This window comes from Bacillus sp. FSL E2-8887, from assembly GCF_038007205.1.
Classification (GTDB): domain Bacteria; phylum Bacillota; class Bacilli; order Bacillales; family Bacillaceae_G; genus Bacillus_A; species Bacillus_A mycoides.
The window spans coordinates 263,488-282,709 of sequence record NZ_JBBOWS010000002.1 but is presented as its reverse complement, the minus strand read 5'-3'; the positions used below and the strand labels follow the sequence as shown (position 1 = coordinate 282,709).

Annotated in this window: 11 protein-coding genes; 3 read left to right on the top strand and 8 right to left on the bottom strand. The window is 35.1% G+C overall.

What is annotated here, in order from left to right; translation table 11 throughout:
- Positions 1–19: 19 nt before the first annotated feature.
- Entirely contained in the window at positions 20–2,386 is a 2,367-nt protein-coding gene (locus NSQ08_RS28670; RefSeq protein WP_340780516.1) for a putative mucin/carbohydrate-binding domain-containing protein, read from the bottom strand.
- Positions 2,387–2,526: 140 nt separating this feature from the next.
- Complete coding sequence (locus tag NSQ08_RS28665) at positions 2,527–4,767, bottom strand: M60 family metallopeptidase (RefSeq protein ID WP_340780515.1); 2,241 nt, start codon at positions 4,765–4,767, stop codon at positions 2,527–2,529.
- An 802-nt stretch (positions 4,768–5,569) separates the two neighbouring features.
- Here NSQ08_RS28665 and NSQ08_RS28660 point away from each other — a divergent pair.
- Both NSQ08_RS28660 and brnQ read left to right on the top strand, forming a co-directional pair.
- Complete coding sequence (locus tag NSQ08_RS28660; protein ID WP_277402353.1) at positions 5,570–5,698, top strand: hypothetical protein; 129 nt, start codon at positions 5,570–5,572, stop codon at positions 5,696–5,698.
- A gap of 335 nt (positions 5,699–6,033) precedes the next feature.
- Positions 6,034–7,359, top strand: a complete 1,326-nt coding sequence (gene brnQ, locus NSQ08_RS28655; protein ID WP_241139272.1) for a branched-chain amino acid transport system II carrier protein — start codon at positions 6,034–6,036, stop codon at positions 7,357–7,359.
- Between the two features lie 340 nt (positions 7,360–7,699).
- Here brnQ and NSQ08_RS28650 read toward each other — a convergent pair whose 3' ends face one another.
- From NSQ08_RS28650 to NSQ08_RS28630, 5 genes are all read right to left on the bottom strand, one after another.
- Complete coding sequence (locus NSQ08_RS28650) at positions 7,700–10,180, bottom strand: RICIN domain-containing protein (RefSeq protein ID WP_340780514.1); 2,481 nt, start codon at positions 10,178–10,180, stop codon at positions 7,700–7,702.
- A gap of 36 nt (positions 10,181–10,216) precedes the next feature.
- Positions 10,217–10,870 (bottom strand): DUF11 domain-containing protein, encoded by a 654-nt coding sequence (locus NSQ08_RS28645; RefSeq protein ID WP_002204241.1) that lies wholly within the window; start codon positions 10,868–10,870, stop codon positions 10,217–10,219.
- A gap of 103 nt (positions 10,871–10,973) precedes the next feature.
- On the bottom strand, positions 10,974–11,699 hold the full coding sequence (locus NSQ08_RS28640; protein WP_063225633.1) for a DUF11 domain-containing protein: 726 nt from the start codon (positions 11,697–11,699) through the stop codon (positions 10,974–10,976).
- Between the two features lie 44 nt (positions 11,700–11,743).
- A complete protein-coding gene (locus NSQ08_RS28635; protein WP_340780513.1) occupies positions 11,744–13,408 on the bottom strand; it encodes a DUF11 domain-containing protein in 1,665 nt (554 codons plus the stop codon).
- A gap of 63 nt (positions 13,409–13,471) precedes the next feature.
- Complete coding sequence (locus NSQ08_RS28630) at positions 13,472–15,508, bottom strand: DUF11 domain-containing protein (RefSeq protein ID WP_078204031.1); 2,037 nt, start codon at positions 15,506–15,508, stop codon at positions 13,472–13,474.
- A 1,083-nt stretch (positions 15,509–16,591) separates the two neighbouring features.
- Here NSQ08_RS28630 and NSQ08_RS28625 point away from each other — a divergent pair.
- Positions 16,592–17,185 (top strand): TasA family protein, encoded by a 594-nt coding sequence (locus NSQ08_RS28625; protein ID WP_340780511.1) that lies wholly within the window; start codon positions 16,592–16,594, stop codon positions 17,183–17,185.
- Between the two features lie 161 nt (positions 17,186–17,346).
- Here the strand turns inward: NSQ08_RS28625 and NSQ08_RS28620 are convergent, their stop codons facing one another.
- On the bottom strand, positions 17,347–19,209 hold the full coding sequence (locus tag NSQ08_RS28620; RefSeq protein WP_340780510.1) for an ABC transporter permease: 1,863 nt from the start codon (positions 19,207–19,209) through the stop codon (positions 17,347–17,349).
- Positions 19,210–19,222 lie beyond the last annotated feature (13 nt).

Sequence of the window (19,222 nt, the reverse complement as noted above, 5' to 3'; positions counted from 1 at the left end):
TAAAGTTTTGTAGTGAAATCTATGACTTTATTAATAATCCCATAGAGGTAACCTGATATATTCTTTTCTTTCCTATATATTCCTGTTTACTATTCTCAAGATTAGTAAGTGTGGCGCGTGTCTTTTCCTTTTGTGCTTCTCCCTCTATATGAGTAAACTCAATATAATCTCCTACTTTGACTGGAACAGTTTGGTTCTCAGCAGCTTGTTGTCTATTTCCTACAATTTCTTTATTGTACAAGATATTGCCCAATGAGTTTTGAACTTTAACGCTTGCATACGTACTAGTAAAATAGGAATGGGGTATACCCGCTTCTAATTTAATCTGCATTTTCTCTGTTGCTTTGTTATATTCTATTTTCGCGATTTCTCGATCATTATATCCCTTTAATGACCAGGCGAATTGATTTCCATCTAAAACCGTTGTTTCTGGCATTTTCTCTACTTTCTTCAGGCCTTCTTTTGTAACTTGATACCTTGCTATCTTTCCAATGGTTTCATTTTTGTTATTTTCAAGGTTAGTTAAAGTTGCTCGCGTTTTTTCCTTTGTTGCTTCTCCTTCTATATGGGTAAATTCAATGTAATCCCCTACCTTGACGGGCACAGTTTGGCTTTCAGCATTTTGTTGTTTATTTCCCACGATTTCCTTATTGTACATAACATTGCCAGAAGAATTCTGGACCTTAATACTCGCATACGTACTAGCAAAGTAGGAATGTGGTACACCAGCTTCTAGTTTTACCTTCATCTCTTCTGCCGTTTTATCATAATCTATTTTTGCAATTTCTCTATCACTATATCCTTTTAATGACCATGCAAATTGATTTCCATCTAAAATTGTTGCTTCTGGCATTTTTTCTACTTTCTTCAGACCTTCCTTTGTAACTTCGTATATGGCTTTTTTTCCAAAGCTCTCTTGTTTACTATTATCTACATTTGTAAGAGTAGCTCTATGTACACCTTCTAGATGTGTTAACTCTATATAATCTCCTACTTTGACTGGAACTTTTTGCGATTCAGCATTTTGCTGTTTGTTTCCATAAATCTCTTTGTTATAGATCACTTTACCTGATGTGTTTTGCACTTTAATACTTGCATATGTACTATCAAAGTAGTCATGTGGTAAACCTGCTTTTAAATCAATTTGCATTTCTTCTGTTGATTTATTTAAATTTACTTTCGCAAATTCAAAGTCTCCAATCCCTTTCAGCGACCATGCAAATTCGTTACCTTTAAAAATGTTTGGAGATTCATTTTTGATTTGTACCTTTTTCTCAACAGTTTGATCAAATAAATCCGTTAATACAATTTTTGCATAAGCATTTGTTGATAATGATATAGATTGACTGATTCCATTTTGATAAGATTTAATATCATCAATTACGTTAATAGGCTGGCCCGTCATATTTTCATTGTTATAAATTTCAATTTTCCCCTTAAATTGCGGTGTACTATTTTCTTTTAGTTTCCAAGATACATTTAATTTTTCATTTTCATAATATATAGATTGGATATCAAAATCTAGTTTTCCTATTTCAGGTTGAGTAGGTTGATTTAGCGTGAATATTTTTCCTGATCCAATGGTAGACTGCGTATTACCTCCTGCTTTGACCCATACATATTCTGAAGTAGCTCCTCCATCATATTGATAAGTATTATCATGCGTTCCGGAAATATTTTGATTATTCCAAGAACTCCATTGTTTATCTACTAACTTTCGGCTATAACCATTTTTTAGGCGCGCTTCTCGAACATTTTGTCCACTATCAGCCCAGTCTTCTTGAAACATTCCTAATCCATGATTAAATGCAACATTAGCAACCGGAAAGTCCATAATAGCAATTAGATGCCATTTATTCTTTGTTACATCTTTCATCCATTGTCCAAATTTAGTATGACCATCTTCTTGCCATGAACGCATTGTCATTCTGTACCAATTGTAGTCTTTCCAACCATAAGTTGTTTGAACCTTCAGTCCTGTTCCTTCTCCTCCAAAGAGTCCAGCTTGTGAATTCGGAGATAAGTATTCGGCCTTTATTGCTTCTTTAGAGGCAATTGGATCCCATAAAGCAAAATGTAAAGTGCGTTTTCCATTTTCATCAAACCCACTTTGTTGTTGAAAACCAGCATATCCTCCAGCTTCACCACCTGCATTCCAGTTGTGTACAGCCCAATACGTATAAGGTGCAGTCTGAACTGGTGACCAGTCTATACTAATAATATCTGAGGCAGGTATATTTTGAGGACTCACATAAACTGCTGGAGCAGCTGAATGTGTCTCGGCTTTAGTGTGCGAAATAGACGTTCCAAACATAGAAAGCATGCTACATGCTGCGGTAATTATAATAACTTTATTAAAACTTCTCCTAGTTTTCTGAATAATCACTAATCTACTTCCTTTTCTAATTTTTATTATTGAATAATAACTTAGTAGAGAAATCTATCAAAATTCAAGCAACATCCAGTAATTCTTTAAAATACTGCCCCAATTTATGTTGTTCTATCTTCACATCTGATTCTTACATATTACTTGATTGTAATTGGTTTCCATAACGATAATGCAAATATCCAATTCTGGTCACCATTTCCTTGATGATTTTGAACAGCTTCATACACTTTCCCTTGATGTTCTACTTTGTCACCCTTTGTATATGCCTTCTTCGGATCCCATTTTTCATAAGATACATTTTGATCTTTTGTTTTTACCGGAAGAATGTTACTTTGAATTGATGTATTTCCAGCTGCATCTACAGCCTTCACTGCATATTTATATTCCTTGTTAGCTGTTAAGTTTTGATCAGTAAACGTCGTTCCTTGTACCGTTTGAATCAATTGTCCATCGCGTAGTACCTGATATTCTTTTACACCTACATTATCTGTAGAAGGGTTCCATTCTAGCTCTACACTGTTAGAAGTTAGGTTGCTTGCATATAATTCTTGTGGCTGTGTCGGAGCCTCTGTATCTGGTTTCGGATTAACAATTTGATTTACTTTTTTCAGGCCATCCTTTGTAACTTCGTATATGACTTTTTTTCCAAAGCTCTCTTGTTTACTATTATCGACATTCATAAAAGTAGCTCTATGCACACCTTCTAAATGTGTTAACTCGATAAAATCTCCTACTTTGACTGGTACCTTTTGCGATTCAGCATTTTGCTGTTCGTTTCCATAAATATCTTTATTGTATACTACTTTCCCTGATGCACTTTGTACTTTAATACTCGCGTATGTTTCATTAAAATAATGATGCGGTATGCCTGCTTTTAAGTCGATTTGCATTTCTTCTGTCGACTTATTGAAATTGATTTTAGCAAACTCGAAATCGCTAATTCCTTTTAGTGACCATGCAAACTGTTTTCCTTCTAAAATATTATTTCCATTAGGCATATCTGGTTTAATTGGATTAGAATCCGTACCCTTCCAAATTTCTGCTGTTAAAATTGGATATCCTAATGCAGTCACTTTTTGAATGGTATCGTTATTTGGACGTAATCCCCACTTCTCAAAGAAAGGAATCAAATTTTGTTTAGCCACTTTTGATGCTGAAATCATAAATAATTGTTTTTTATTTTCATCAGTTTGTGGAAGTTCATTTGAAGGCATGTCTCTATACAATTGATGCAAATTAGGATAGAAATCCTCTCCATATGCTAACTGTAGTTGCCAAAGCATAACAAGCTTAACAAAAACATCACTAATTTCGTCATAATTTTTATTCGTTTGTTCTAGATATTGAAACGCTTTTGGATAAATTCCACTTTTCTCAAAATTGGATGGTTGATTAAATGCTTTTTCTACAGAAAGGCTGTATATATTATTTTGTACTTCTGTCATATTATAAAAATTCCAGGGCCATTGTTGTCTCAAATGCCCTGCCTCATGCCATGGACCCCAGCCATCTTTTACAAATTTATTAATATCTAACACGTATTGGATTGCATCTCCTACATAAGCGGTTCGATAAGGATACGCATACATATAATAATCAGGAGAATGATTTTCCTCTACGTAATGAACATAATGTTTATCTACTTGTTCTTCGGATAATCCAGCTACTTTGTCTTGAATTCGAGTAGCTTCATCCATCTTTTTTAAGAGTTGTACAGGATCTGTATTAGAACCCAACAAATATTTCTTAACACGTGCCGGGCTGGCCGTAATTAATACACGTTCTCCTTTTAACTCTACTGCATGTGCATTAGGATATTGGTCCAGCATGTTTATTAAATCTTGTTTCGTATGCTTTCCTAGTTCAAAGAAAGGCGTAGTCGTTCCACCTGTTGTGACTGTTGTTCGAATGGTACCACCTTGTTGTTTATTATAAAAATAAATCATCCCTCCATTTGGAGATTGGATTGTGTTTATCCCCGGTTTTAATGTAAATGATTTTATTTTAGAATCTTCTCTCCAAGAAGCATCATACGAATACGTTCCAATGTATGCTTGAATATCTTGATTTCCTTCTACATTAATCGTTATTTGTTCATTTGGTTTTGCATATAAACCAGTTGGTTCATATGGACTAAATGCCATACTTTTTCTTTCCTGTTGTTTTAGTACCTCAACATCCCCTTTTCCTGGGACTGTATATGTTCTATTTTCTAATTTAACTGACTTTTCTTCTTGCAGTGATGTTGATAGTTTTTTTTGCTGCTGCCTTTCCTCTGCAAAGACATCCGATGAAGAAATCATTCCAGTCGCAAGCATAGTTACTGTAGCAGTAGCTGCAAGCATTTTTCTAGTTTTATTTTTTGAATTATTCCCCATATTATCTCCCTCTCATTTCCTTGATAAATTTAATAGTTTTCGTTTCTTTAGCATGTGCTTACGTGTTAAAACAGTTCATGAACTCGTATTTATTACTTTTTACGTAGCCCTTCCTTTATTATGTTTATATTTAGATGTTATTTTATGACACATATTATTACAACTTTATAAAATATCAATCAATAATGCGCTTTTATGTTTTGATTTGGTATTCTTAATTATCATATAAATCGAATAAATTACATAAAGGTATTCATTTCGTGTGAATAATACTTTAAATCAAATTATTTACAGATTAATAATTCACAAAAAATTAATATTATGTAAAATCCTATCAAGGAAATAAATACAAGCTGATTCGTCATGTATACATTGAAATCACTAAGGTGATTACTACCATCAGATTACTTCATTCCTTTTTCTATTTCAGTTTAAGTTTGTAAGTTATTAGAATATAAAAAACGTTATTTTTTCTAATTTCAATATTAAATAAAGCCACTTTATTTAATATTGAATTAACTGTTGGTTTGGAATAAAGTTTAATCAGAAATATTACGCAAACACATATTATATGGTAAATAAGAAGCATCCATTTTGAAATAAGTTTGTTCAAAATGGATGCTTCCCTTGTGAATTAGTATACAATTTTTATAAAAAAGTTTGATCATTTTGTTCTCTGTAAATTTAAGTGCCTTTCTTCCCATTATATTTAATAGAGCTAAACATAATAACTATTAATCATTATATAAAAATTTATGATAATATATAAACTAAGATTATCAACGCAATGGAGGTTTACAATATGAAAAATATACAGGAATCCCCAAAAAAACCATTTATTAAATATCCATTAGCCATAATTTCAGCTATAGCTATAATAAAAACAGGCTATGATTTAGGCTCTTTTATAATAAAGTTAAAATACATTTAAATCATAAAAAAAAGAAATTAATCTTTTGTTTAAAAAGATTAATTTCTTTTTTTATCGTAACTTTCTTTGAAACATCGTGACTTTATTCAAAACATCGCGTCTTTTTTATAAACACCGTGACTTTATTTAAAAGCGACATTAACGATAATTTATCTTCTTTATTGAACTACCCCCACTTTCACTTCGTTTAGAAGAGGGGGTAGTTCAATTCAAATAGCATTTCAAGTAAAATAAGGATTTTTTTTATTTTTATTTTTCTGTATTTTCTAATTCCATATGTTATAATGAAAAAAACTTAAATTTCGACATTTTTCGTCAAAAAAGGAGAGTGCTCTATGAAACAATCGTTAACTTTTAAAGAAACAATCCCTATTGGACTTATGCTGTTTGCAATATTTTTCGGTGCTGGTAATATGATATTTCCTCCATTATTAGGATATTCATCTGGAACGAATATTTGGATATCAATTTCAGGATTTGTTGTGAGTAGTATTGGACTTCCATTATTAGCCATCGCTGCTATTTCCCTTTTTGGTGGAAATGTTAGTACCCTTGCTAGTAGGATTCACCCCGCCTGTGGTGTTATTATCCCTCTTATCATTTATTTAGCAATCGGCCCTTTTTTCGCCATTCCTCGTACAGGCACTGTTTCATATGAAATGGCAGTTGCCCCCTTTTTAAGTACCACCATGCAAAATCAATGGTATATATTACTCCTATATACTTTTATATATTTCGGTATAACATTTTTACTATCTTTAAATCCCTCTAAATTGGTAGATAGAATTGGAAAATATTTAACCCCGCTGTTACTAATTATGATTAGTATTATTATTGTTAAAGCAATTTCTTCACCAGTTGGATCTATTTCAACACCCTCTGATTCATATCAGGAATCTCCTTTTTTCAAAGGATTTATTGAAGGGTTTTTAACAATGGATGCCCTTGCTGCTCTCGTATTTGGAATTATCGTAATTAACGCTATAAAAGAAAAAGGTGTTACAAATAAAAAATCCATTGCTAAATCTACTATAGTAGCAGGTCTTATAGCCGCACTTGGATTATCTATCATATATATATCACTTGCTTATATTGGAGCTACTTCTCAAACATTTGGCACATTTGAAAACGGAAGTGTGTTATTAACAAATGTAGTACAACATTTATTTGGTCAATATGGTCTTTCCTTATTAGGAATTACAATGTTATTTGCATGTTTAACTACATCTGTAGGACTCGTTTCAGCATGTGGGAGATTTTTCACAACACTATTTCCAAAGATTTCTTATAACAAAATCATTTTAATTATTTGCTTATTTAGCTTTGGGGTATCAAACCTTGGTTTGTCTATGCTAATTAAACTTTCCCTACCTATCCTAATTGTTATCTATCCTGTAGCAATTGTGCTAATTATCCTCGCTTTTTTTGATCGGTTTATAAAAGATAAGCAGGCTGTCTATGTTGGATCAGTTTTAGGAGCATTACTCATTAGTATAGTACAAGGATTAGAAACAGCAGAACTTGCTAGTGACTCGTTGCTTACTTTCATGCAATACGTTCCTCTATATAATGAAGGAATGGGATGGATTTTAATAGCCTTACTTGGCAGTTTGATTGGTTTTATTATTTCAGGAAGAACTAAACAGTGTTCTACTACGTAAAATCATTAAGGCAATTGTAATCATTGGAACAATGTAACTCTAAAGGGGCGTCTGATTCGTGTACAAAAAGAAAATATATAAACGACAATAGTATTGGGATTGGATTTTTCCTGGTAATAACATTATGGTAGCTTCTTTAAAAAGATTACCTCATCAAATGTATTTTCGATTTCTTCTATTAAATAATTTTTTACACCATAAAACAAAAAAGACATGAGTCTATACTTCTCAATGACTCATGTCTTTTCTTTTTAAAGTTTATTCTACCGTTTTTATTAAAAGCAAATACTTCTACTTTGTGCTACTATATCGAAACTCATACTTTATTTTATAAAAAATATTATTTTAATTTTGTCAATTCCCAACATTGAGCATCTGTACCATTGTCTGGCCATTGTTGAATATTAGCACCATTGTTTTGTATACTACTCTTCAGATCAAGTAATTGGCCGCTATGCTTAGCTATCAATTTAAGCGTTCCATCCGAATTTTTTTCGATTTTCCATTTTTGATTATCTCCACCAATGTCTTCCCATTGTTCTACATTCGCACCATCACTGTTTGAAGCTCCGGACACAGTAAGCAATTTTCCACTATGAACTGCTTTGATTTTATAATACCCATCTGCCATCTTCTCTAGTTCCCATTTTTGATGATCTCCGCCGTTATAATCCCATTGTTGGACGTTTACACCATTATCCTTTGAGGCGCTAGATATATCTAATACTTTTTGACTTCCTTTATTTTTGATGATATAGACACCACTGTAGTCAATCCCGTCCATACCATCGCAACAAAGTATTTTTGCTTTTTGCAATGTATCTTGTTGCAATTTTTCGTCTAAAATTATTTTTGTTAGTTTGTGGGTCAACTGTTCATTCACATTGAGTAATTCTTCTGCACTCTGCTTCCCTTCGTTGAAGGCCCGAATTGCATCTTGTATTTTTAATTTTTCTGCTACGATTACTCCTGCAGCCGCTAACTCTGCTTCTCCAATACCTGTCACGATTTTCTTCTGTGCTTCTTTACAATTGCTTTCGTGAATAGCTGTCACTTCATTCGTCATTTCTTCTTTACGATAAATTTGTCCATCAGGAATAAGCTTATATTTATAATCAACTTTTGCTTTGTTTGTCACTTTCTTAGGCACTGGGTTATCAATCAACACTTGGAAGGTGACTCTTGTCGTCGTCCCAGGCTCTACCGTACCAATATTCACGCCACTTTCTATATTGCCTGAGAGAGGACGCCCATCTATCTGTAAACTGCCCGGAACCAATTTCGTTCCATTTGGAACTTGATCCTCAATTACGACATCGGTCAGTGGTGTATCACCTGTATTAGCAACTTCAATGGTATAGGTTATAACGTTACCTGCCTTGACATAAACCGACATGTCTTGCCGTTTCACTACCTCTACCTCTACTTTTCGAATGACCGTAATGACTTCATTACTATCTGCAGTACCTGACGAGACCGGTAAGCCAGGGGCACTTTGGAAATCATACACGACAGTAGCTTTATTCACCGCTCTATTGTCTGGTGGCACTTTTAATACTAATGCTTGAAAGGTAACTTCCGTTGGGCCTTCGATAGATATGGAACCAATGTCAACTCCTTTTGTCGGATCTCCACCAGGTATAGGCACGCCATCGACCTGTAAGCTGCCTTCAACAAACTTTAACTCTGGTGGAAGTGTGTCTTTTAAAATAGTTTTTTGTGCTTCAGTCATTCCACTGTTTTCAATTAATAGAGTGTAAGTAAGGATTTCACCCACGATAGCTGCTTCTTTATCTACTTCTTTATTAATTTTGATTTCTGGACTATTCACATCAATTTGAACACCCAGACCTGTCACGATATAACCATCTGATTTCGAAGTCAGTTGAACTAATGCCTCCGTTTGTGAGTTCTCCATAGCTGCAGAAGCGTCCACATTGGTAATATCCCAATTATAACGAACTGCTGGTCCAGCACTTCCTGGTGTAACATTTACATTCCCATAGGTACCACTCGTATCTAGATTTCCTGCATCATCATTAATTTGTGAAGCAAAGAAGTTGTCAATCGGATTATTGGGACCTGAGATAGGCTTTAAAGAAGAGGCATCTTTTCCAAAAAGTAACTGATCTCCTGGAATCTTTGAATCTCCTTCCATTGCGTTAAGTAACAATCTTGCTTTGACATCACCAAGGTCGGGCGTAGAGAAGCCAGAAATTTTCTGGCTCACTGATCCCGTTTTCTCAATCGATGCAGTTCCGACATAAATATTCATATTTCGAAGAGGCAGTGTAGGATCTTTATAAACCACAGATAAAGTCCATCCCCCCACGTTGTTCCCTTTATATCTTTGTACTGTCGCTGGTACACCACTGACAGTATAATTACCAACCCCACCTGCATCTATAAGACTAGTAACATTGGCAGAGCGAACATAAAATATTTGGTTCGCCTGAGCTACTTGCTGACTCGTAGTCGGATCTGGCGTAATGAGGGTGCTCCCTTTTGGCGAGATTAACGTAATGTCCCGATCTATTTCACTCGTCACATCCTCGGTACTCGTTTTTGTTGATCCACCCCAAATTAGCTCTGCATATAATACTATGCTCCCCGTTGGTAACCGAAGCTGTGCAGCAGAAGCATTTTCTTTCCAATCCAGTGTGGTACCTGCAGGATATCCTGGGACCTGCCTAGACAAATCTAATGTGATAAATGCCCCAATATCTGTATAACTTATATTGGTATTACTTAGACCCAGTGTGTTGCCAGTAAAAGTAATCGCTCCGTTAGTCGTGGTTGAATATCGCTGAATAAACGCCATGATTCTCACCCTTTCTCTATTTATCTATTTCTATCCCTACTTACAACCACAACATAGGTCTTTAACTTGGTCTAACTTTTTCTTCAACTCTTTTTCCAGATTAGCAATTTGCTGAACTGCTTCCTTTGCACTCTTGTTAATTGCTAGCAAATCCGTCACTTTAATCCGGCCACCTCGGAATGAATTAATCGCTGCTTGAATCTTTTCGCCTTCCATGTAAAGAATCGTGGCTAGGCCTTTTTCCTCTTGTGCGATGGAATGAATGATTAAGTCACGGGACCATTCACAGGTTGTTCGTCCTGCTGGCACATTGGTTTGTACTTCGTTACTGACCGCATCTACATAACCACCTGAATACTGAGAGCCCATGTAAGCTTTATTCCTAATCACTCCACTAGAATGAGGTTTAATCACTTCAACTTTAAAAGTAATGATGATAGGCCCTTCAATGGATAGTCTATCAAGTACAATCGTTTTCGTTGGATCTTCACCAGGTTTTGATTCACCGTCAATTTCCACACTATTCGGGACAAACTGCACCTCTTCTGATAGAAAATCCTTAAAATGACAATTAGTAACATCAATTAGACTATCATTGGAAATGGTAAACGTATATGTTAGAATATCTCCTACCACCGCATCAATTTTGTCTACTTCCTTTTCTATACTCACTTTCGGAAAATTAGACATGTGCCTCTCCCTTTCTTTTCTGTAATTCATACCTTATTAGTAATGAATCAGATTCCCTATTTTTCAAGAGCATATGAGGAAAAGTAAGACATCCTCTTCTTCTCTACTTACAACCACTACATAAATCCTGAATCGTATTTCTCTTGTTCTGTAGTTCTTGTTTCAATGTAGATAATGTTTGAGAAACACTATTTTCACTCTGAATAATCAAATTCTGTTCATTTTTTGTAATCCTGCCACTATTAAAGGCTTGATTTGCCGTCTTTATTTTTTCTGCCTCTGCATCCAGTAACTCCTGAATGGCCTTCTCTTCCTGTTTAATTGAAAATTCAATGGTACTTTGATTGTTCTCACAGTTAGTAGGAGGACGCACAATCACTTTTGTCTCTGTTATATTACTGGCTGCTTCTCCTTTTTTGATAGGCGATCCAGAAGCACTTTCAAATTCATAATTTAAGGTGGCTTTATTTTTCACTAGCTCATCTGGTGGAATATTGATTACTTTCGCTTGAAATGTCACTTCAATCAGTTCTCCTGTTCCTACCATTCCTAGCTTAATCCCATTATTTACATTCACACTAGGTTGAGGCACACCATCCACAAAGACACTACCTGGAACAAACTTCAACTCTTTTGGAAGGATATCTTTCAAGATAGTGTTTTGTGCGTCAACCAGATCCATATTTGTTACAAGAACGGTATAAGTCAAAATATCTTTTACTTTTGCCTCATTTTTGTTTACTTTTTTATTTATTTCCATCTTCAGACTATCCTCCATTAATCTATTCGCCTCAGTTTTCATATTCACATACCCCCGACTTTGAGACATATTTCATCACCCTTTCCATCATCGAATCAAATTATATATGGATGTTATGAGCAAAAATCACAAATTTCTTGGGTAACAGCGAGTTTATCTTTAAGCACTGATTCTAGTACGATTAGGCTGTCTAACATATCCGCCACGCTTTCATTGACAGCGATGAGATCTTGGACTTCTATTTTCTTATCTCCAAACGCACGAGCAGCTACTTCAATTTTTTCTGCTTCTGCCCGCATAATCCTAGCAATGCTTTGTTCCGCCTCAGCAATCGTTTGGATAATCTGATTTTTCCCTTCTTCACAGGTAGGTGGCTCAATCACTTCAATCCCAGGTTTGTTACTAATACTCGTCGCTGTCGAAATAGGTAAATCTGGTCTACTCTGAAAATCAAAGATCATCGATGCTTGATTATGCACCACTTTATCATCAGGCTCTTTCATGATTTTCGCTTGATACGTGATGAGGACTGTTTCTCCTACAGCCAAAGTACCAATGTTCACACCCTTAGCAATATCTTGTCCTGGCCATGCCAAACCTCTGATTCGTAAACTATCTGGTAAATATTCAAGTTCTGGATCTAAGTAGTCCTGAAAAATCACATTAGTCGCATCTACATAGCCATCATTTTTTACTTCCAAAGTGTAAGTTACTATTTCACCTACTACAGCTTGTTTTTTATCCCCCGACTTATTCATTTTTACGATTGGGCTATTGGCGTCAATCTGTACTCCATATCCACTCACCAAATAGGTATCTTGCGCCGTCGCAATACGGGCGATCGCCTCGGTTTGACTATGATGCAACGTGTGAGAAATATCTACATTCGTGATATCCCAACCAGATCGTACGCCAAATCCGTCTGATCCAAGAGGCTTATTGAGCGTTCCAGCAGTTCCACTAGTATCTAAATTTCCTAGATCATCGTTAATCTGCGACGCAAAAAAATTATTTCCAGGATTATTCGGCCCAGATATCACCGAAAGCGACGAACGATCGGGACCAAATTCAAAGCGATCGCCAGGAAGATTAGAGTTTCCTTCCAGTGCGGTAAGCATGACACGTCCCTGGATATCCCCACCTTCTGGGGTTTTAAAATTATAAATCAACTCATCCACTGGAGGATTAGACATAGAAATCACTTGAGACCCAACATAAATATTCATATTTCGAATTTTAAGTAATGGATGTTTATAAGCGACAGCCAACGTCCATCCCACTGTATTGGTAGAAGCTAGAAAAAAAGTACAATCTCTTACCGTTCCGGCAATACCACCTACTATATAAGTTCCAGCTCCACCTTTTTGTACAAATTCAGTTACATTCGCAGAGCGAACATAGAAAACTTGACCGCCAAAGACGGACTCTTCTCGTGCAGTGAAGGCATCTGGTGCGATGGATACAGTAGCAGCTGGGGTGGTAAAAGAAATCGAAGTATTGATAGCTGAACGAACATCAGTATATTGATCTTTAGTCGATCCACCCCAGATCAACTCGGCATACAATATTTCACTGTCTGCAGGGATTTTCAGCATAGCCAAAGAGGAATTTTCTTGCCAGTTCAATGTACTTCCAGCTGGATATCCTGACACTTGTTTAGAGCTATCTGTTGTCAAAAAAGCCCCGATATCTGTACTTCCATCTGCATAACCTAATGTATTTCCTGTAAATGTAATCGCACCATTGGTTGTTTGGGTGAAACGATGAATAAATGGCATATTCTTCCCCCTTTTCAATCTAAATAAAGCTAAAAATTCTTGTGCTTCTTTCTCACTAATCTACTAACAACAAATCTGCTTAGCAATTTCTAATTTATCTTTTAATAATTTCTCCAACTGTGTAGCTTTTTGGACTACTTTTTCGACACTCTGATTAATCCTAGCAAGTTCTTGGGCAGAGATTCTCTCTTCTTCAAATGCCTTTACCGCTTCTTGTACCTTTACACTTTCTGCTTGAAGGATTTTCATCAAACCAAGCTCTTGTTGTGCTACTGATTCAAAAATCTGATTTTGTGCTTTTTGACAATCGGTCTCCAACCATGCCGTAATTAGGTTACTTGTTACTATTTCCTCACGCACATTGCTACCTGGTTTCAGCTGAAATTGATAAATTGCCTCTGCTTGGTTATCTACTTTCACTGGCAACGGACTTTGTAAAGCTACTTGAAATGTAATCACAGCTGTTTGGCCAGGAATTAATGTACCAAGAGGAATTCCTGTTGTTAAATCATCAAGCACCGGTGCACCATTTACTTTTAAACTCCCTGGAACGAGTACCGTTCCTGTAGGTATGACATCTTTAATAGAAAGTGCATTTACTGAAGTATCTCCATTATTGGTAATATCGAGCGTGTAGGTGATAATATCTCCCTTTTTATCGTAAACCGAACGATCTTCACTTTTCACGAGATCGACTTGTACATGCTTAATGATAGTATTTACTTCATTTGAGCTACTAGATCCTGATGTGAGAGGTAAACCCGCTGCACTTTGGAACTCGTAATCCAGCTTACCCGTATTAGTCACCTTTCCATCTGTAGGGACTGCAATCACTTTCACTTTAAATATGATCTCGACTGGCCCTTCTATGCTTACAGATCCGATATGGACTCCTTTAGCTGGATTTTCTCCGGGTTTGGCTTGCCCATCGATAGTTAAGCTGTTCTGCACAAATTCTAACTCATCTGGAAGAATATCTTTAAAAATGGAATTCTGTGCTTCTACTAGTCCACTATTTTCTACTAAAATTGTGTAAGTTAACTCGTCTCCGACTATTGCTATATCTTTATCCACTTGTTTGTCTATCTTGAGTTCCGGACTATTCACATCAATTTGAATCCCTAATCCAGAAAGGATGAATCCGTCCATATCTGTTTTGAACCGAGCAATCGCTTCAGTTTGTGAGATTTCCATGGCGTTTGAAATATCCACATTCGTAATATCCCAGCCATAGCGCTGTGTAGACTGTTTTTGCCCTGGGGTTACATTACTATTTCCCGCTGTCCCACTAGTATCTAAATTTCCACCATCATCATTAATCTGTGAAGCGAAAAAGTTATCCACTAAGTTATTCGGTCCAGAAATGGCTTGTAATTGGCTTGGGGATGGACCAAATAAAAATTGATCCTTAGAAATGAAACTGTCGCCTTCGATAGCAGTCAATAAAGCTCTTGCCTGAAACGGTTTGGATTCAGGTGTCCCAAAACCCATAACTTTTTGATCCACTACATTCCCTCTTTCAACTGATGCCACACCAACATATAAGTTGATATTTCGTGAAGGTAAAGAAGGATTTTTATATATAACAGCAAGCGTCCATCCTGCTGCATTACTTTTACTTGGCCGTTGGATTGTGGCAGGTACCCCACTTACAGTATAAGAACCTGCTCCACTCGCCTTTATTAGTTTAGTAACATCAGCTGTACGAATATAAAATGTGTGATTTTCATGTACTACTACTTGGGCCGTTGTAGCATCAGGAGATATTGTTTGTATTGAACCTTGTGGGTTAGTTAAGGAAATGGGAACGTTAATATCTCCTGTAACATCCACTGCGTTAAATTTTGAGGTACCTCCCCAAATCAACTCTGCATACAGCACTTCACTAGCTACAGGAAATTTCAGAACTGCTTGAGAAGCATTCAATTTCCAATTTAACGTACTACCTATTGGATAACTTGGAACTTGTTGGGTAAGATCCAACGTAATGAATGCTCCAATGTCATTATAGCTAGGATTATTCGAACCAAATCCTAGTGTATTACCTGTAAACGTCATCGCACCATTTGTAGTCGTTGTATAACGCTGAACTATTGACATTCTCTTCGTCCTTTCTATAACAAATAGAATAGTAACTATTATTTTATTTTTTAATAAAACTTACGCGGGGATTTTAATTCATATAATTGCCTCCTATGCAAATATTTGATAACACAAAATTATATTTCACTCACTGAAAAACTATATCTATAATTAATTGTTCCTTCTATTTATCATTATTTTTCTGTTTTTTCGGAAAAATATATTTCAAGTCCGGTTTTGCAGTAAAAATCATTTAATAGGAATAACACCGCATCTCTATTAATCTAACAACAAAAAAATTTGATATCATTCAAAATTATCAGTTAACAAATATAAAGATTTTGATATGTAGACAGATTGTAGCTCCTAGCATTTATAGTTTGAAAGTTGAAACAAAACATACTGATGATAAAATAGGATTATTTTACACTGGCGCAATCGAATTGAAGAATAAGGATTGGTGGAACAATAAAGACAAAAAAGAAACTAATTGAAATTGGTCGCTTTTTTTTCTTCTATTTACTCGTCCTCTTATAGGGAACAGCCGAGTAAATTGTACGCTAAGGAGTTTGTAAATGTCATCGGTATTTAATATACGTTTAAAAATGTTTTAGAACATATTTATAAACGTGATAATCCTTGATTTTATAAGGATGCGAGTTACATCCTCAAAGGTTTACCTTTATTAACAGGTTGATTTTTTTTGAAACGAGCAAACCTGTTTCAAAAGGTGTCAGTTTTTAAGAAGCATTTCAAAAATGAATTTGTGAGGTTTTGGAACTAATATATTATGTAATTTTGATAGTCCCAAAAGGTGTACCTTTTGAAGTATTAGAACACTCCTGAAGAAATAAATAATTCTAATCATAAAGGGCAGTTAATATTAATTTGTTTTGGCAGAGGTTTTGATAATTATAAATCCAACTTTTCTATTTTGGGGACGATTCATTTACAGAAGATAGGTAATAACATAATTTTCTCAATAAGGAATTTTATGCTTTAAATATAATTTTTTCACAATTCATGGTATATCTGTATTAAGGGGACCTTTTCGGTTGATTAGGGAGAAAGATTATAAAAATGATATGGGAGGAACAAAAAATGTCATTGAAAAAGAAATTAGCTGTTGGAGTGGTTTCAGCCACTCTTGGTTTATCTTTAATTGGTGGGGGAACATATGCATATTTTAGCGATCAAGTGGTGACAAATAATTCATTTGCTGTAGGTACATTGGATTTAGCTATGCAACCAACTACTTCACTTAACTTAGAAAATTTAAAACCTGGGGACAAAATTTTAAAGAAATTCAATTTGAAAAATAGTGGTACATTAGATATTAAAGATATCATGATGAAAATAGACTATACTGTAAACGATTTAAAACAAAATAACACTACAGAAGATTTCGGTAAACATATTAAAGTACAATTTCTTTTGGATTGGGATCCTGCGAAAAGCCCTGTATACGAGACAACTCTTGCAGAACTAAAATCACAAAGCCCAGAGATTGCCTCCAAAAAAGTATTTCATTCTAAGTGGACTGAAACAGGGGGATTAAAACCTGGGAAAATGGATTGGTTTTGGATAAAGTTTGTATTTGAAGACAACGGCACAGATCAGAACGTGTTCCAAGGAGATAGTATTGCGTTAAAAATGGAGTTCCAAGCCAATCAAACAGAGGGAAAAGAAAGATAATTTTACAAAAATATCGTTGGGAAAATGTAAAACTGAGCTTGTAATTTTTTATAATTTGTCAAATTGACCATCAAATTTCCATATAAAAAACCAGTGATACTAGTACATGTGTAGGATATCACTGGTTTTTTTGAGTTTAACATTTTGTATGTTTTGTAAAACTATTTTTCTTTCGGAAGTACAATTCTTTTATACAATTGAACTGTAATCAAGTAGTAAATTAAGTAAATTACTACGAAAATGACAAGTGGCAACCAAATTCGGAAATACGGATCAATCAAAAGCGGACCGAACATGTTCATACCAACTAATATATGAGCAATACCCACAATTGCCGGTACTAAAAATATGAAGAATAACTCTTTATAGATCGATTGTGCTAATACCCCCCGGCGGACACCGATTTTACGAAGCATTTGATAACGTGTGCTGTCTTTCGATGCGCCAGATAGAATTTTAAACATTAGGCAACTTGCCATCATTGCTAAGAACGCAATTCCAACGAAGAAGCCCATAAACATGAATCCACTGGCCATACCATGACTCTGATTATACATTTGATACGTACTACCTAATTCTTCCGCTTTCACATTTTTATATTTCGCTACCTGTAATTCATCAAGTTTTTTCCATTCTTTTAAGTTTGCTCCAAAATCATCTGTTTTCCCAATAAACACAGTATTTTCTTTACCCTTCATACTATCGTATATGTTTGGGTCTATAATTTTTATTTCATGGTCAGGATACATATAAGTTGGCTGGATTGTGAAGAAAGCTTCTTTCCATTGTTTTGTTTTCGAATCATCGTTATACAGTTTATACAGTTGTTTTGGCAATGTAAATGCATCCTTAGGAAATTCCTCTGAAACTTTCATCTTCTTCCTATTTTCACTATCTTGTGCTAAAGGACGATTTTTCTCTACATCTTCTTTTATATAATACACATATTGATCATCTACTTTGTAGCGATATTCAAACTTCTCTTGAAATAAGATGCTACTCAAAATTTTCTTTTCTTCCGCTGTTGGATTATGAACGACTGAATCGTAAATTTTTTCTTTATCAATCGTCTTTAGAACGTTATTTTTAAATGCCATACCACACGCAATTCCACCAGCGCCAAGAGCCACTAAGATTGCTACCGTTGCAAGCACCCGTGTTAGGCTATTAATTCGGAAATTCAATTGTGCAAAAGTAAAAGCATTCAGCCCTTTTTCAAGACGTTTTTTATTACTCTTTATCTTGTTAAGCATAACTGGGAGAAGTGATCCAAATAACATGTAAGTACCGACTGTTGCTGTGATTAATCCAATACCCATGAATTTAGGTACGGTTAATAGCTCTTTTTCCTGTAAATGTGATATATGGATCAGTGATGCATACCCAATACCTAGCAAAATCAGACCAAGGAATGCAACTACACCTGTCATTTTTCCTTTTACAGCGATACGCTCTGTTTTTGCATCTGCATGTACAAGTTGTAATACAGAAATACGAGATAATTTCATACTATTCATGATTGCTGATACTATAAATAGCGCAAAGAAAAAGAGGCAAGTAACAGTCATAGATGGAATATAAAATGCTTTATAATCTTCACCAGAGAATTCCAACTGCTTCATTAATAACTGACAAATACCTTCTGCAAGCCCTACACCAACTGCGATTCCGATTGCAAGAGATGCGGCACCTATTACGATTGTTTCGATAAACATAAGTAAGGTGACTTTATGCTTTTTTGCCCCTAACATCATGTACATACCAAATTCTTTTTGGCGAAGAGATAATAAGAAAGAATTTGCATATAAAATATAGAAAAACGTTACAATCGCTAATAAAAAGGAACCGATTTGGAATGCAATTGCAACCGTATCAGCATGTGGATTGGATTCAAGGAACGCTTTATTTAGTGATAACGTTTGAAACATATAAAAAGTTGAAATAGAGACAATAAGACCAACAAGTAAAACAATGTAATCTTGCAACTTACTTTTTAGGCCTGACATAGAAAGCTTAAATAACATGATTCAACTTCCT

What these genes read in the sequence shown, in the direction of transcription:
- NSQ08_RS28650 (WP_340780514.1), bottom strand. Translation starts at nt 10,180, where the DNA reads ATGGCGTTTATTCAGCGATATTCAACCACGACTAACGGAGCGATTACT.
- NSQ08_RS28640 (WP_063225633.1), bottom strand. Translation starts at nt 11,699, where the DNA reads ATGTCTCAAAGTCGGGGGTATGTGAATATGAAAACTGAGGCGAATAGA.
- NSQ08_RS28620 (WP_340780510.1), bottom strand. Translation starts at nt 19,209, where the DNA reads ATGTTATTTAAGCTTTCTATGTCAGGCCTAAAAAGTAAGTTGCAAGAT.
- NSQ08_RS28645 (WP_002204241.1), bottom strand. Translation starts at nt 10,870, where the DNA reads ATGTCTAATTTTCCGAAAGTGAGTATAGAAAAGGAAGTAGACAAAATT.
- brnQ (WP_241139272.1), top strand. Translation starts at nt 6,034, where the DNA reads ATGAAACAATCGTTAACTTTTAAAGAAACAATCCCTATTGGACTTATG.
- NSQ08_RS28635 (WP_340780513.1), bottom strand. Translation starts at nt 13,408, where the DNA reads ATGCCATTTATTCATCGTTTCACCCAAACAACCAATGGTGCGATTACA.
- NSQ08_RS28660 (WP_277402353.1), top strand. Translation starts at nt 5,570, where the DNA reads ATGAAAAATATACAGGAATCCCCAAAAAAACCATTTATTAAATATCCA.
- NSQ08_RS28630 (WP_078204031.1), bottom strand. Translation starts at nt 15,508, where the DNA reads ATGTCAATAGTTCAGCGTTATACAACGACTACAAATGGTGCGATGACG.
- NSQ08_RS28665 (WP_340780515.1), bottom strand. Translation starts at nt 4,767, where the DNA reads ATGGGGAATAATTCAAAAAATAAAACTAGAAAAATGCTTGCAGCTACT.
- NSQ08_RS28625 (WP_340780511.1), top strand. Translation starts at nt 16,592, where the DNA reads ATGTCATTGAAAAAGAAATTAGCTGTTGGAGTGGTTTCAGCCACTCTT.